This window comes from Hyphococcus sp. D3-15 (genome assembly GCF_055809375.1).
On sequence record NZ_CM147910.1, the window covers coordinates 1,879,664 to 1,893,770 of the forward strand.

The window sequence follows — 14,107 nt, forward strand, 5'->3', positions numbered from 1 at the left end:
GTTAGGTTCCAAAAAACACCACAGGGAGCTGACGATGGGACGAGTTGCGGGAAAAAAAGCGTTGATCACGGGCGGCGCACAGGGGCTCGGCGCCTGTTTCGGGCGCATGCTTGCGGATGAAGGCGCCAAGGTTTTCCTGACGGATGTAAATAGCGACGGCGCGGCGCAGGCCGCAGCGGAAATCAACGCAAAGCATCCGGGCATGGCGTCATCGATCAGCCATGATGTGACCAAACGCGAAGACTGGGTTTCAGCGCTCGCCGCCGCGTCGGATTTCATGGGCGGCATCGATACGCTGATCAACAATGCCGGCATCGGCACATTCGGCAGCATTGAAACCGAGACCGAAGAGGGATGGCGGCGCACCCAGGCGATCGATGTGGATCTGATTTTCACGGGCACGCAGCTCGCCATGCCTTATCTCAAAGCATCGCAGCCCGCTTCAATCATCAATATTTCCTCCGTCGCCGGGATGATCGCGGACGGCAATATGATCGCCTATAATACGGCCAAGGCGGCGGTCTGGATGATGAGCAAATCCATTGCGCTGCATTGCGCGCGGTCGGGTTATGACATCCGGTCCAACTCGGTGCATCCCGTATTCACCCGCACGCCGATCATCGATCCGCTGATCGCCATGGGCGGCGGCGGCGAGGATGGCGAGAAGCGCCTGGTCCAGCAGATCCCGTGGAAGCGCCTCGCCGAGCCGGAAGATGTGGGCTATTGCATCTTGTATCTCGCATCAAACGAGTCCCGCTATATTACGGCGGCGGAATTCAAAATCGATGGCGGCATCACCGCGCAATAACCGCCAAGGCCGCCCCTAAGCCGCCTTGCGCCCTGCATTGCAGCGCACGGGCGAACCCCCTAGGATAACTGACGAATTCCGGTGCGCGGCGGGGAGACGCTGCGCCATATCAAAAAGGAGACGCCATGTCCGGCATTCTCATTCTGCTAGGCCTCATTGTTGTCCTCGTTGTTTTCATTATTTCGATCTACAACCGCATCGTGGCGCTGTCGCAGCGCACCGAGCAGGCCTTTGCCGATGTGGACGTGCAGTTGAAGCAGCGTCACGATCTCATCCCCAACCTTGTGGAAACGGTGAAGGGATATGCGAGCCACGAAAAGGAAACGCTGGACGCGGTCATCACCGCGCGCAACGCCGCGCAATCCGCACACGGACCAGCCGCGCAAGGGGCGGCGGAAGGCATGCTGGGCGCGGCGCTGGGCAAGCTGTTCGCGCTCGCCGAGGCGTATCCCGACCTCAAGGCCAATACCAACTTCCTGGAGTTGCAGCGCGAACTTTCCGATGTTGAAAACAAGATCGCGGCGGCGCGCCGTTTCTTCAACAACTCGGTTCAGGAATACAATACGGCGATCCAGCAGATCCCGGGCAATTTCGTAGCGCCCATGGGCAGCTTCGGGCCGAAGGAATATTTTGAAATTCCCGAAGGCAGCCGCGGGCAGATCGAAGCCGCGCCGGAAGTGAAATTCTAGGATGAGCGGCGGAGCGGGCATGGTCCGCGCCGCCGGGATGGATGATGCGGATGCGGCGGCGGACATTCTCGCCGCCGCTTTCGCAGCCGACCCGGTGATGAACTGGACATTTGGCAATGCGCGCGCTTTCCGCACCGTCTTTTATGAACTCGCTCGCGGGGTCTATTTGAAACAGGGGTTCGGACATATCGCAGATCAAGGCGCGGCGACCCTATGGCTGCCGGCGGGGGTTCCCTTGCAACTGCCGAAACTCAATGAAATGCGCATTGCATTTTCGGCGATGGCGAAAGGCGGGCTCGGCGCGATTGGACGTGCGCTGACGATTTCCGGCATTTTAGAAAAACATCACCCCGATACGCCGCATTATTACCTATTCGCAGTCGGGGTCCGTCCGGAACATCAGGGCAAGGGATTGGGCGGGCGTCTTTTGCGCGAAGGGTTGAAACGCGCTGACGCAGAAGGCGCGCTCGCTTATCTCGAAAACTCCAATCCGAAAAACACGCCGCTCTATGAACGCCACGGCTTTCACGTCACTGCGCCGGTTGCCTTGCCGTCTGGCGCGCCGCCGCTTTTATCGATGCTGCGCGCGCCGGGAGGGGCGGCATGAAGCTGTTCGGTCTTATCGGCGGGGTTAGCCCGGAAGCGACTGTGATTTACTACCGCTTGCTGAACGAGGCGGCGCGGGCGCGTTTCGGCCCGCTGCATTCGGCCAATGTGATGGTTTACACAATCGATTACGGTGTGATCATCGAGCATTATGACCGGCGCGATTGGGACGCGTTCATTGCGCAAGTCGTCAAAGGCGCGAAACATCTTGAAGCCGCGGGCGTCGATGCGCTGGCGATTTGTTCAAACACCACCCATGTGGCCGCCGATGCAGTGAAGCGCGAGGTCGATCTTCCGCTCATTCATATGCTTGACGTGCTGGCGGATGCGATGAAGGCGAAAGGCGCGCGGCGGCCCTTGTTGCTGGGCACGCCGGTGGTGATGGGGGAAGCGCATTATCGGGGCGAACTCGCCAAACGATATGACGGCGAGGTGATGGTTCCGGCAGAGGAAGAACAAGCGGTGATCGGCCGCGTGATCCTTGATGAACTGGTGCTCGGCGATGTGCGCGATGCGTCGCGCAATGAATTGCTGGCGATCATTGACCGTCACAAGGCCGATGGCGTTATTCTCGGCTGCACGGAGCTTTGCATGATCCTCGCACAGGAACATTGCCCCATGCCGGTGTTCGACACGACCGGCTTGCACGCCGCCGCAATTGCGGATTTCGCATTTGGGGAGGGGTGATGGGCGCCTACGGCCTGCAAACCCATATCTGGAACAACAATCTGAAATCCGTCATCCTGCTGGCGGGCTTTCCGGTGTTGTTGTTGCTGTTGATGTATGGCCTGTCGGTTGGCTATGTGGGGCTGACCCAGCCGATCAATGGCGTTGGCGACGGCATGGTGCTGGCGCTAGAACATTTGCGCCGGCTCTGGCCATTCGCCTTTCTTGGCGCGGGCTTGTGGTTCGTCATCGCCTTCCTTTCCTATCAGACAATGATCGAAGCATCCGTTGGCGCGCGCGGCCTGACCCGCAAGGAAGCGCCGGAGCTATACAATCTGCTGGAAAATCTCTGCGTCTCGCGCGGCATCACCACGCCGCGACTGAACATCATCGAAACGCCGGCGCTCAACGCTTTCGCCAGCGGTCTGTCGGAAAAGAGCTATAAGGTGACGGTGACGCGCGGGCTGATCGAGACGCTTGACAAGGACGAGCTTGAGGCGGTGCTCGCCCATGAGTTGACGCATATCATGAACAAGGATGTGCGCCTCTTGATCATTGCGGTGGTCTTTGTCGGCGTGTTTTCGTTTTTTGGCGAATTGGTCTTCCGCAATATGTTCTATCGGGGCGTGCGGATTGGCGGACACACCCGTTCAAGGAGCGGCGACAGCCGCGGCGGCGGGCTGCTGATCCTGATCGCCATTGCGATGATCGTCATCGCCTATCTTCTCGCTATGGTGATCCGCTTTTCCCTGTCGCAAAAACGCGAATATCTCGCCGATGCGGGCGCGGCGGAGCTGACGCGCAATCCCGATGCGATGATTGCGGCGCTGAAAAAGATTTCCGGCCACTCCAAGGTCGACGCGCCCAATGACGTGCAACAGATGATGGTGGATAATAGTCAGCCCTTTGCGGGCGTTTTCGCCACCCATCCGCCGATTGAAAAACGGATCGATGCGCTGGCGAAATTCGCCGGTGGGCGCGGCTAGGCGGACGGCTTTTCGCCAAAGCCCTTGTCGGTTTTCATCAGCTTGTCCCAGAAGCGGAAATACAGCCCGTAATTGGCGTTGTAATCCGTATGGTGGACATTGTGGTGGGTCGCGGAAATGAGATGACGGCCGAACAACCCGTGGGTGAAACGGCGCGGCAGGATTTCCCAGCCCGCATGATTGGTGATGCTCACCACAGTCATGAAGATCAGCAAAAAGAAAACCACGCCCACATGAATGGGGATGAAGAATGTCGCCAGCGGCAGCGGCCAGGCGCTGATGATCGACTCCCAGGGATGAAACGAAAACCCCGCCCATGGCGTCGGGTTGCGCGAGCGATGATGGGCGAGATGCATGGCGCGGAACAGTTTCGGATGGTGCATCGCCCGGTGCGTCCAGTAAAAATACGCGTCATGGATGGCGAGATAGATGAGAGCTGAGACCGGCAGCCACAGCCAGTCGGCGGCGCCGTTGATCTGCGCATAGATTGCCGTTCCCCCATGCTTATAGGCTTCGATGACAAGCGCGCCGGGCGCGGCATAGATCAGCGATGACAAAAGCGACATGCGAATTTCAAAGGAAACGATTTTTCGCGTCGGGCGCACCGGCGACAGCCGCGTCGCGCGAACTCTTTCTTGGGGCCGGCCCCATAACAGCCAGTAGAAAAGCCCGGCGATGACGAAATAGCGCGCCCAGATGATTGCGGTCAGCGCGCAATAGGTGAGAGCCAGATCGCCGATGCTCAGTTGAGAAACCCAATTCATCAGCGACTTCTAGCGAAATTCCGCTACACTGTCATGGAATGACGAGATTTGAACAAGCGGCATGAGCGACACAGATATAGCCATTTTGGGCGGCGGGCTGGCGGGCGGGCTCGCCGCGCTGGCGCTGCGTCGCAAAAGGCCCGATTTGCGCGTGACGCTGATCGAGGCGGGTCCGCGCCTTGGCGGCGAGCACACTTGGTCATTTCACGACACGGACCTTTCGCGCGAGGGCATGGCGCTGGTCGAACCGCTCATCAGCCATCGCTGGCCGGCGCAATTGGTGAAGTTTCCCGACCATGAAAGGCGGCTGTCCACCGGATATAATTCCATTGCCTCGTCGCAGTTTCATGATGTGCTGACGGAGACGCTGGGGGACGATGTTTTCCTTGCCGCGCCGGTCGAGCGCGGGTCGCCGGAATGCGTGACGCTGCGTTCTGGTGAAGTGGTGCGCGCAGGTGCAGTGCTTGACTGCCGCGGCGCGGTTTCCTCGCCGCATCTGAAACTCGGCTTCCAGAAATTCGTCGGGCGGGAAGTGCGGCTCGCTGCGCCGCATGGGCTTGATGCGCCGATCATCATGGATGCGACGGCGCCGCAGCTCGACGGATATCGCTTTATCTATGTTCTGCCTTTTGATGAGCGTACGCTTTTGATTGAAGACACGCGTTATGCGGACGGGCCCGCCTTGCCGGTCGAAACCTTCAGACAGGAAATCGCCGATTACGCCGCCGCTCATGGCTGGCGCATTGAAGAAGTCTTGCGCGAAGAGGAGGGCGTGCTGCCCATCGCGCTTGGCGGTGATATTGACGCGTTTTGGGATGCGCCGCAGGACGGCGCCGAAGGTGCGCTCGCGCGGGGCGGCATGCGCGCGGCGCTGTTTCATCCGCTTACGGGATATTCCCTGCCGGACGCGGTTCGTCTGGCGCTGACTATTGCGCAGCAGGACGATGTGTCGGCGTGCGCTCTCTATAATGTGACGAGAGGCCTTTCGACGCAGGCATGGCGCGCACGCGCTTATTATCGCTTCCTGACGCGCATGTTGTTTCTCGCAGCGGCGCCCGAAAAGCGTTACCGCGTGCTAGAACGTTTCTATAAGATGCCGCAGGGGCTGATCGAACGTTTCTATGCCGGGCGATCAACCCTCGCAGACAAGGCGCGCGTGCTGGCGGGCAAGCCGCCCGTGCCGGTGTTGAAGGCCGCGCGCGTGATGCGCGAGGCGAGCGTGATGGGAAACGGGTAAAGCATGAGCGACGTCAAAACAGCAGCGGTGATCGGCGCCGGCTTCGGCGGGCTGGCGCTCGCCATCCGGCTGCAATCGGCGGGCATTCAAACAAAACTTTATGAAAAGCGCGACATGCCCGGCGGGCGCGCCTATGTCTATCGCAAAGACGGCTTTACGTTTGATGCAGGCCCGACCGTCATCACCGACCCTTCCGCGCTGGAGGAATTGTTCGAACTCTCCGGCCGCAAGCTTTCAGACTATGTCGACCTCATCAATGTGGACCCGTTTTACCGGCTCTGCTGGGAGGACGGCTACACCTTCGATTATTGCAGCAATGAAGAGCAATTGCTGAAGCAGATCGCCGAGAAAAACCCGGAAGACCTTGAGGGCTACAAACGGTTTTACAAATTCTCCGAGGAAGTCTTCAAGGAAGGCTATCTCAAGCTCGGCGCCGTCCCGTTCCTCAATTTCTGGTCGATGATCCGCGTCGCGCCGCAGTTGATGCAGTTGCAGGCTTTCCGCAGCGTCTATGGCCGGCTGTCGGATTTCATCAAGGACCCGCAATTGCGGCAGGCCTTCAGCTTTCACACGCTGCTGGTTGGGGGCGATCCGTTCAAGACCTCGTCGATCTATGCGCTGATCCATGCGCTGGAGCGCAAATGGGGCGTGTGGTTTCCGCGCGGCGGCACCGGCGCGCTGGTGTCCGGCCTGGCGCGTTTGTTCACCGACCTTGGCGGCGAAATTTATCTCAACGCGCCGGTCGCCGAACTGACGACCAAAGACGGCAAGATCGATGAAGTCGTGCTTGAAGATGGCGCGCGCCAGCGCTTCGATGCGGTCGCCTCAAACGCCGACATCGTCCACACCTATGCCAAGCTGCTGGGCAAGGATCTGCGCGGCGCCAGTATGGGGCGAGCGCTGAAGAACAAGCGGTTCTCAAACTCGCTGTTCGTTGTCTATTTCGGTCTGAAGCGGAAGCATGATCACCTGCAGCATCATTCGATCCTGTTCGGCCCGCGCTATCGCGAGTTGATCGCGGAAATTTTCTCCGGGCCGGACCTGCCGGAAGATTTCTCGCTTTACCTCCACATGCCGACCAAGACCGACCCGGCGCTCGCGCCGGAAGGGTGTTCGGCGTTTTATGCGCTGGCGCCGGTGCCCAATCTTGAAAAAGCGAAGATCGACTGGGCGGTTGAAGGGCCGAAATATCGCGACCGGATTCTCGATTACCTCGAAAAAAATTACATCCCCGGTCTGCGCGATGATCTGGTGACGAGCCATATGTTCACGCCGGGGGATTTCGAAACGGAACTGAACGCCCATGCGGGCTCGGCCTTTTCGATTGAGCCGATCCTCACGCAGTCGGCGTTTTTCCGCACCCATAATCGCGACGACAAAATTCCCAATCTCTATTTCGCCGGGGCGGGAACGCATCCGGGCGCGGGCGTGCCCGGCGTTGTCGGCTCGGCGAAGGCGACGGCGAGCCTGATGCTTGAAGACCTGCTGCCCGCCATGCAGGCTGCGCAATAAATGACCGCCGCCGCCAGCGAAACCGCGCTTGCCGAACACGGCGCCGACGCCATCGCCAAGGGCTCGAAAAGTTTCGCGCTGGCCTCTTTGCTGTTTGGCAAGGCGATGCAGGCGGATGTGCATATGCTCTACGCATGGTGCCGCCATTGCGATGATGTGATTGACGGCCAGACGCTTGGCGGAGATGCGCCCGATGGCGCGCTATCGCCGCAGGAAATGCAGGACCGGCTCGAACTGCTGCGCGCGCAGACGCGCATGGCCCTAAGGCGCGAGCCGACCGGCGTTCCCGCCTTTGACGGTTTTGCGGGCGTCGCCGCGCGCCGCGCCATCCCCGAACAATATCCGATGGATCTGCTCGACGGGTTCGCCTATGACGCGGCGGAGCGGCGCTATCAATCGCTCAGCGAGTTGATGGAATATTGCTATGGCGTCGCCGGCGTTGTCGGGGTGATGATGGCGATCGTCATGGGCGTCGACGCGGGCGACAATGAAACGCTTGATCGCGCCTGCGATCTGGGTCTCGCCTTTCAGCTCACCAATATTTGCCGCGATGTGGTTGACGATGCTGCGGGTGGGCGGGTTTACCTGCCCCATGATCTGCTGAGCGAAGCGGGCGTCGCGCCGACAGAGCAAGCGGTGCTGGCGCCGGAAAATCGCAAGGCGGTCGCCGACGTCGTCGCAAGATTGCTCGCCGAAGCGGATCGTTATTACGAGTCTTCAAGCCAGGGCGCTCGGCGCCTCCCGTTCCGGGCGGCGGCGGCGGTGCTGGCCGCGCGCAATGTCTATCGCGAGATTGGCCGTAAGGTTGAAACATTGGGGCCGTGCGCATGGGACCGGCGCACAGTGGTGTCCAATCCGCGTAAACTTTGGCTTGCGGCGGGCGGCCTGTCAGCCGGTGCGGCGCAGGCGGCGTTTTTGCGCTCGCGCCCGCTGGCGCCGCGCGGCGGTCTGTGGACAAGGCCTTCAAGACGCTGAGTCTCGGGTCAATCCCAATCACAAGTTCCGCTCATCCCCGCGCAGGCGGGGATCCAGATCGTTTGGGAAGATTTTAAGTTCTGGATTCCCGCTTTCGCGGGAAAGAGCGGAGGATAGACAAATCTCTCGTCAGGCCTTCGCCGGCGCGCGCATCACCCGGTTTTCCGTCGCCGCCAGCATCGCCTTTAAATGTTTGGGCGAGGGCGCGAAGATGAACCCGAAGGACACGCAGCCATGCTTGCCTTCCACCGCATGATGCAGCTTATGCGCCTGCACCACGCGGGCGAGATATCCCTTTTTCGGGCGCAAGCCGACATCAATTCGCCGATGCACCAGAATGTCGTGGAAGAAGAAATAGATCAGGCCATAGCCGAGAATGCCGATCCCGGCGGCGAGCGCCAGCGGCGTTCCGTGCACGCCGAAATACATCAGCACCATGGAGGGGATGGCGAAGAACACCGCGAACCAGTCATTCTTTTCAAATGCGCCGTCGCGCGGCTCGTGATGAGATTTGTGAAGGCTCCACAGCCAGCCATGCATCACATATTTATGCGCGATCCAGGCGACCGCCTCCATGATCAGGATGAAGGCGATGATAATTGCGATGAAAAGGAGTGCGTCCATAGCTCCGGCGTCAGTTCTTTTTGGTCAGCGCCATGAATTTCGCTTCGACGGCGCGGGCCAGATCGCTAAGCGGCGCGCCGGCGCCGCAATTGACGCGGTTCGACGCGGCGACGGCTTCCTTGATCCAGTGGCTGGCGGACATATTCGCCCGGCGCGCGCCCATCAAAGTGACGACGGTGGTGCGGTTTTCATCCTTGCCGGAATCTTTGCCGGTCTGGCTGGCGTCGCATTCGGCGTCGATCACATCGTCAAAGGTCTGATAGGCGAGGCCGAGACCGGCGCCGAATTGCTCCATCGCATCGATCTCGACCGCGCGGGCCCCGGCGATCACGGCGCCTATGCCGGCGGCGGCGGCGAACAGCGCGCCGGTCTTTTCCAGATGGCTTTGTTCAACTTCATGCATGCCGCCAAGCGGGGCGTCGCCATCACGCGACAGATCGCGCTCCTGTCCGCCGGCGAGGCCGTTGACGCCAATCGAGTCGGCGAGCTTTTCCGCAGCACTCATGCGCTTTTGCAGATCGACGCGCTCCATTTTCGCGAGCGTGCGGAAGGCTTCATTCACCAGCGTAATCGAGGCGAGAATGCCGACGCCTTCGCCGAAGACAATATGCGTCGCCAGCCCGTTGCGGCGCAGCCGGGCGTCATCCATGCATGGCAGGTCGTCAACAATCAGCGAGGCGGCGTGGATCATTTCAACCGCGCAGGCGGCGTCCAGGGCTTCAAAAGCGTCGCCGCCGCATTGCCGGCAGGCGAGCATGGTGATCAGTGGGCGCAACCGCTTTCCCGGCGACAACACGCCATAGGCCAGCGCGCCTTTCAGGCCGGGCGCGTCTTTCGCGAAAGGCAACAGCTCCGCCAATCGCTGATCAACATTCGATCGAAGGCTGTCAGCAAGCAATTGAAACTGATTTGGGGCTAATTCTACAGAAGTCTGGCTTGCGCCCGATGCCGCCGATCCGTCCATCGCACCCTCAATCTTCCCTGAGACATCGTGCCCGTTTTTTAGGACAGGTGCAAACTGAATCGGAGCGAATCAGCCGTATAGCGGTGCAGAATGTGGAATTACTTATGTTTCATTTCGGCAAGGTTTGGCGGGGCAGGGCCGGGTGGCGCGCATGGCTCGCGCGTTTGTGATCTATAATTCCGTATAGGGATTAAATGGCTGCATAGCGCCGGGGCTACAGGCCGAGGGCGTCGCGCATCCGGTACCAGCTCATGCCAAGCGCCAGCAGCGGCCCGCCGATTGTTTCCGCTGCGGGAACGCGGAAATGATCAATATGGTCAAAGAGGTCGAGGCCGGTTTCCTTGCCGCGGATGGCGTCCGCAAACATCTCGCCGACAATGTGACCGCAATTGACGCCGTGCCCCGCATAGCCCTGGGCGTAGAACACATGCTCGCTGACTTTGCCGATCAGCGGCACGCGATTGAGCGGGATGCCAATGACGCCGCCCCAGCCGAATTCCACTTTGGTGTTTTCAAGCTGCGGAAAAATCTTGCGCATGCTGGGCGCGATGGACCCTTCAATATCGGTGATGTCGCGATTGGAGTAGGTGCAGCGCCCGCCAAACAGCAGCCGTTTATCGGCGCTGAGGCGGAAATAATCGAGCACCCAGTTTGCGTCACAGATAGCTAGATTTGTCGGCAGCAACTCATCCGCGAGCGCATCGCCGAGAGGTTCTGTCGCGATGACATAGGTTTTCGCCGGCAGCATATAGCCCGCGAGTTTTTGTTTTTCGAGCAGGTGATAGGCGTTGCCCGCAAGGATCACGGTCTTCGCCGAAACCCGGCCGCCATTGGTGTGGACCACCGGCGCGGGGCCGTGGTCTATGGCGGTGACTTCCGTTCCCTCAAAAATCTTGACGCCATTGCGCTCTGCGGCGGCGGCTTCGCCGATCACCAGATTGAGCGGGTGGCAATGGGCGCCGCGATGATCGATCAGCCCGCCCACATAGGCGTCGGTCGCCACATGTTTGCGCAAGCCCGCCGCGTCGGTCAGTTCAACAATGTCCTCAAGTCCGCGCGCGGCGTAACCGGCATATTCTTCTTCGAGCGATTTCATCTGGCGCGCATTGAACGCCACCGTGCCGGCGCCGCGCACATAATCGCATTTGATGTCGTATTTCTGGATGCGCGCTTCGACGATTTCATTGCCGAGATAGCGGGTGTTCCAGAGGAATTCCTCCGCCTTCGGTCCCAGTTGCTTGACCAGTTCGCCTTCGCCGGACCAGCCGCCCAGGACTTGCCCGCCATTGCGGCCCGATGCGCCCCAGCCAATCCGGTTCGCCTCCAGCAGCGCCACCGAATAGCCGCGTTCGGCTAGCGACAACGCGGAAGCAACGCCGGTAAAGCCGCCGCCGACAATCGCGACGTCAACCTCGATGTCTTCGGCGAGGGCGGGCCGTTCCGGCGCGGAATGCGCGCTGGCGGCGTAGTAAGAGGCGGTGTGGGATTGTCTGGTTTGCATAAGGGTGAGGCTCAAAACGCCTGAAGGTAGGAATCATATTCGAAATCAGTGACGCGCCCATTGGCGGTGTAAATTTCCTGCCGCTTCAATGCGGAAAAAACCTGCGTGAACAATTCGCCGAAGCGCGGCGCGAGAATGCTTCCTTGCGCAAAGGCGTCGAGCGCGTCGTCCCAGGAGGTCGGCACGGCGGGCGCGCCGGATTCATAGGCATTGCCCTCTGTCGCCGGGGGCGGCGTCAGCTTGTTTTCGATGCCGTGCAACACGCCGCCGATCAGCGAGGCCATGACCAGATAGGGATTGGCGTCAGAACCGGCGATGCGGAATTCAAACCGGCGATTGTCGCTTGAATCATTCGGAATGCGGATCGAGGCGGTGCGGTTTTCATAGCCCCAGGCTAGACAGGTGGGGGCGTGGCTGCCTTCTTGAAACCGGCGATAGGAATTGAGATGCGGCGCGAGGAAAATCATCGCCTCAGGCGCGGCGGCGAGCAGCCCGGCGATCGACTGGTGCAAGCGGGCCGAGCCCTTGTCGTCATCGCCGGAGAATACATTCTCGCCCTTGCCGTTCATCATGCTCATATGAACATGCAAGCCATTGCCGGCGCGCTGACCGAATGGCTTGGCCATGAAGCTCGCGATCATGCCATGTTTTTCTGCCACGCCTTTGATGGCGCGCCGGAACAGCACCGCCTGATCGGCGGCGGCGACCACATCCGGCTGATGTATGAGATTGACTTCAAACTGACCGGCGCCGCCTTCGACAATCGATGCGCCGAGCGGAATGCCTTGCGCGTCACAGGCGGCGTAAAGATCGCTGAAGAAATCGCTATAGGCGTCGATTTCCGTCATCGCATACATGCGCGCATCGGTGATGCGCCGGCCGGTTGTCGGCGATTTCGGCATGAGCGGGCGGCCCAGCTCGTCCACGTCGCGCGAAAGCAAATAGAATTCCAGCTCCATCGCCGCGACCGGGTGCAGATCATGCGCGGCCAGTTGCGCTTTCATATCGACCAGCAATTGCCGCGGATCAGCGGGGAAGGGCTCGCCATTTTCATCGCCCATCATCAGCATGAGCTGCGCCGCCGGTTCGTTCGCCCATGGGCAGGGGAGCAATCCTTCGCCGACGGGATAGCAAAGCCCGTCCACATCGCCGGTTTCGAGAACCAGACCGTTCTCCATCACGTCATAGCCCCAGACATCAACGCCGATCAGCGAGCGCGGCATGCGCAGGCCGCCGTCAAAAAGACTGAGCACCGACGCCGCCGGCATGCGCTTGCCGCGCAACACGCCGTTCATGTCGGACAGGAATGCATCCACGGTCGCGCCTTTGGGCGCTCCGGCGAGCAATGCTTCCGCGCGCGTTTTCATCTCCGCGAGCGCCTTATGTCTTTCCCGGTCCTTCATGATGGGTTTAGCCGTCCAGTTCTTTCACGGTCAGATCAAGGGCGAGGCGAATGCGCTTGAACAGTTCATCAATCTCGTCATTGGTGATCACCATTGGCGGGCACAAGAACATGGTGTCGCCAACTGCGCGCATGACCACGCCGGAATTGAAGCAATGGGTCCGGCACGCCGCCCCGGCGGCGCCATCCGGCGCGAAACGGGTGCGCGAAGCCTTGTCTTTGACCAGCTCCATCGCGCCGAGCAGGCCGACGCCGCGTGTTTGTCCGACCAGCGGGTGATCGTTCAACGTCGCGAGCTTTTCCTGGAAATAGGCGTTGGTTTTTGCGCCCTGTTCGCCCACCAGTCCAAGCTCGTCCAGCAATTCGATATTGCGGATCGCGACAGCGGCGGCGACCGGATGGCCAGAATAGGTGAAGCCATGGGCCATTTCCGTATCGGCGTTGATGATCGGATCGGCCATGCGTTTATTGAGCGCGACGGCGGATAGCGGGATATAGCCGCTGGTGACGCCCTTCGCCATGGTCATGATGTCCGGCGTGAAGCCATAGGTCTGGCAACCGAACCATTCGCCGGTGCGTCCGAAACCGCAGATCACTTCATCCGACCACAACAAGATGTCGTATTTTTTGCAGATGCGCTCGATCTCTTGCCAATAGCCTTCCGGCGGCAGCATGAGGCCGCCGGCGCCCATCACCGGTTCGCCTGCAAACGCCGCGACATTTTCTGGGCCGAGTTCGAGGATTTTGTCTTCAACCGCCTTGGCGCAGCGCAGCGCGAAATCGCGTTCGCTTTCGCCGGGCGCGCCATATTCATAATAATGCGGCGTCGGCCCCACATGGTGGAAGCGCGGCAAGGGGAGATCGAAAATCCCTTGCATGAAAGGAAGGCCGGAAAGGCTCGCCGCCGCGACGGTCGATCCGTGATAACCGCGCTCGCGCGAGATGATCGCTTTCTTTTCCGGTTTGCCTTTCAGGTTCCAGTAATACCAGATCAGCTTGATAGCGCTGTCGACCGCTTCAGAGCCGGAGCAGCCGAACATGATCTGGTCGAGGCCTTCCGGCGTTTTCTGCGCGATAAGATCGGCGAGCTTCGCCGCATAGGGCGTCGTCGTCTGGAAGAACAGATTGTAATAGCTCAGCGTCTTCATCGTCTCGGCGGCTGCGTCGACAAGCTCCTGGCGACCATAGCCGAGCTGCACGCACCACAATCCCGCCATGCCGTCGAGGATCTGGTTGCCGTCTTCGTCGTAAATATACACCCCGTCCGCATGCGTGATGACGCGCGGTCCTTTCTCGCGCAATTCGTGATGCGTTGTGAAAGGGTGCAGGTGGTGGGCGCTGTCGAGCGCCTTGATGTCGAGATTTGTTTTCAT

General features: G+C 60.3%; 14 protein-coding genes. 8 read left to right on the forward strand and 6 right to left on the reverse strand.

Annotated elements, in window-relative coordinates:
• Nucleotides 1-34 precede the first annotated feature (34 nt).
• The 5 genes from AC0L8G_RS09370 to AC0L8G_RS09390 all read left to right on the forward strand — a co-directional run bounded on the left by AC0L8G_RS09370 (nt 35) and on the right by AC0L8G_RS09390 (nt 3,755).
• Entirely contained in the window at nt 35-808 is a 774-nt protein-coding gene (locus tag AC0L8G_RS09370; protein WP_473388558.1) for an SDR family oxidoreductase, read from the forward strand.
• A 125-nt stretch (nt 809-933) separates the two neighbouring features.
• Entirely contained in the window at nt 934-1,497 is a 564-nt protein-coding gene (locus AC0L8G_RS09375) for a LemA family protein (protein WP_473388559.1), read from the forward strand.
• Between the two features lies 1 nt (nt 1,498).
• Nucleotides 1,499-2,104: a GNAT family N-acetyltransferase gene (locus AC0L8G_RS09380; RefSeq protein WP_473388560.1), complete on the forward strand. Its 606-nt coding sequence runs from the start codon at nt 1,499-1,501 to the stop codon at nt 2,102-2,104.
• Entirely contained in the window at nt 2,101-2,790 is a 690-nt protein-coding gene (locus tag AC0L8G_RS09385) for an aspartate/glutamate racemase family protein (protein ID WP_473388561.1), read from the forward strand. Before AC0L8G_RS09380 ends, AC0L8G_RS09385 begins: the two co-directional genes overlap by 4 nt.
• Nucleotides 2,790-3,755 carry a M48 family metallopeptidase gene (locus tag AC0L8G_RS09390; RefSeq protein WP_473388562.1) on the forward strand — a complete coding sequence of 322 codons (966 nt, stop codon included), beginning with the start codon at nt 2,790-2,792 and terminating at the stop codon, nt 3,753-3,755. Before AC0L8G_RS09385 ends, AC0L8G_RS09390 begins: the two co-directional genes overlap by 1 nt.
• Here the strand turns inward: AC0L8G_RS09390 and AC0L8G_RS09395 are convergent.
• A complete protein-coding gene (locus tag AC0L8G_RS09395; protein WP_473388563.1) occupies nt 3,752-4,519 on the reverse strand; it encodes a sterol desaturase family protein in 768 nt (255 codons plus the stop codon). The genes AC0L8G_RS09390 and AC0L8G_RS09395 overlap by 4 nt on opposite strands.
• A 61-nt stretch (nt 4,520-4,580) precedes the next feature.
• Between AC0L8G_RS09395 and crtY the strand changes: the two genes are divergently transcribed.
• Genes crtY through AC0L8G_RS09410 form a run of 3 tightly spaced genes read left to right on the forward strand, consistent with a single transcriptional unit; the run spans nt 4,581 to nt 8,243 of the window.
• The gene (gene crtY, locus AC0L8G_RS09400; protein WP_473388564.1) at nt 4,581-5,756 is read left to right on the forward strand and encodes a lycopene beta-cyclase CrtY; all 1,176 of its coding nucleotides are present in this window, start codon (nt 4,581-4,583) and stop codon (nt 5,754-5,756) included.
• A gap of 3 nt (nt 5,757-5,759) precedes the next feature.
• A complete protein-coding gene (locus AC0L8G_RS09405) occupies nt 5,760-7,268 on the forward strand; it encodes a phytoene desaturase (RefSeq protein WP_473388565.1) in 1,509 nt (502 codons plus the stop codon).
• Complete coding sequence (locus AC0L8G_RS09410) at nt 7,269-8,243, forward strand: phytoene/squalene synthase family protein (protein ID WP_473388566.1); 975 nt, start codon at nt 7,269-7,271, stop codon at nt 8,241-8,243.
• Nucleotides 8,244-8,372: 129 nt separating this feature from the next.
• On the opposite strand, the gene AC0L8G_RS09415 is transcribed toward AC0L8G_RS09410, so the two are convergent.
• The 5 genes from AC0L8G_RS09415 to AC0L8G_RS09435 form a co-directional block, all read right to left on the reverse strand.
• The gene (locus tag AC0L8G_RS09415) at nt 8,373-8,867 is read right to left on the reverse strand and encodes a sterol desaturase family protein (protein WP_473388568.1); all 495 of its coding nucleotides are present in this window, start codon (nt 8,865-8,867) and stop codon (nt 8,373-8,375) included.
• A gap of 10 nt (nt 8,868-8,877) precedes the next feature.
• Nucleotides 8,878-9,831: a polyprenyl synthetase family protein gene (locus AC0L8G_RS09420; protein ID WP_473388569.1), complete on the reverse strand. Its 954-nt coding sequence runs from the start codon at nt 9,829-9,831 to the stop codon at nt 8,878-8,880.
• Nucleotides 9,832-10,045: 214 nt separating this feature from the next.
• Nucleotides 10,046-11,347: an NAD(P)/FAD-dependent oxidoreductase gene (locus AC0L8G_RS09425; RefSeq protein WP_473388571.1), complete on the reverse strand. Its 1,302-nt coding sequence runs from the start codon at nt 11,345-11,347 to the stop codon at nt 10,046-10,048.
• Nucleotides 11,344-12,699, reverse strand: coding sequence for a glutamine synthetase family protein (locus AC0L8G_RS09430; RefSeq protein ID WP_473388572.1), 1,356 nt, complete (start codon nt 12,697-12,699; stop codon nt 11,344-11,346). Before AC0L8G_RS09430 ends, AC0L8G_RS09425 begins: the two co-directional genes overlap by 4 nt.
• A 43-nt stretch (nt 12,700-12,742) precedes the next feature.
• Nucleotides 12,743-14,107 carry an aminotransferase gene (locus AC0L8G_RS09435; RefSeq protein WP_473388573.1) on the reverse strand — a complete coding sequence of 455 codons (1,365 nt, stop codon included), beginning with the start codon at nt 14,105-14,107 and terminating at the stop codon, nt 12,743-12,745.

Coding starts and splice junctions, on each gene's coding strand:
- AC0L8G_RS09435 (WP_473388573.1), bottom strand. CDS start 14,107: ATGAAAACAAATCTCGACATCAAGGCGCTCGACAGCGCCCACCACCTG.
- AC0L8G_RS09415 (WP_473388568.1), bottom strand. CDS start 8,867: ATGGACGCACTCCTTTTCATCGCAATTATCATCGCCTTCATCCTGATC.
- AC0L8G_RS09370 (WP_473388558.1), top strand. CDS start 35: ATGGGACGAGTTGCGGGAAAAAAAGCGTTGATCACGGGCGGCGCACAG.
- AC0L8G_RS09385 (WP_473388561.1), top strand. CDS start 2,101: ATGAAGCTGTTCGGTCTTATCGGCGGGGTTAGCCCGGAAGCGACTGTG.
- AC0L8G_RS09390 (WP_473388562.1), top strand. CDS start 2,790: ATGGGCGCCTACGGCCTGCAAACCCATATCTGGAACAACAATCTGAAA.
- AC0L8G_RS09405 (WP_473388565.1), top strand. CDS start 5,760: ATGAGCGACGTCAAAACAGCAGCGGTGATCGGCGCCGGCTTCGGCGGG.
- AC0L8G_RS09380 (WP_473388560.1), top strand. CDS start 1,499: ATGAGCGGCGGAGCGGGCATGGTCCGCGCCGCCGGGATGGATGATGCG.
- crtY (WP_473388564.1), top strand. CDS start 4,581: ATGAGCGACACAGATATAGCCATTTTGGGCGGCGGGCTGGCGGGCGGG.
- AC0L8G_RS09410 (WP_473388566.1), top strand. CDS start 7,269: ATGACCGCCGCCGCCAGCGAAACCGCGCTTGCCGAACACGGCGCCGAC.
- AC0L8G_RS09430 (WP_473388572.1), bottom strand. CDS start 12,699: ATGAAAACGCGCGCGGAAGCATTGCTCGCCGGAGCGCCCAAAGGCGCG.
- AC0L8G_RS09375 (WP_473388559.1), top strand. CDS start 934: ATGTCCGGCATTCTCATTCTGCTAGGCCTCATTGTTGTCCTCGTTGTT.
- AC0L8G_RS09420 (WP_473388569.1), bottom strand. CDS start 9,831: ATGGACGGATCGGCGGCATCGGGCGCAAGCCAGACTTCTGTAGAATTA.
- AC0L8G_RS09395 (WP_473388563.1), bottom strand. CDS start 4,519: ATGAATTGGGTTTCTCAACTGAGCATCGGCGATCTGGCTCTCACCTAT.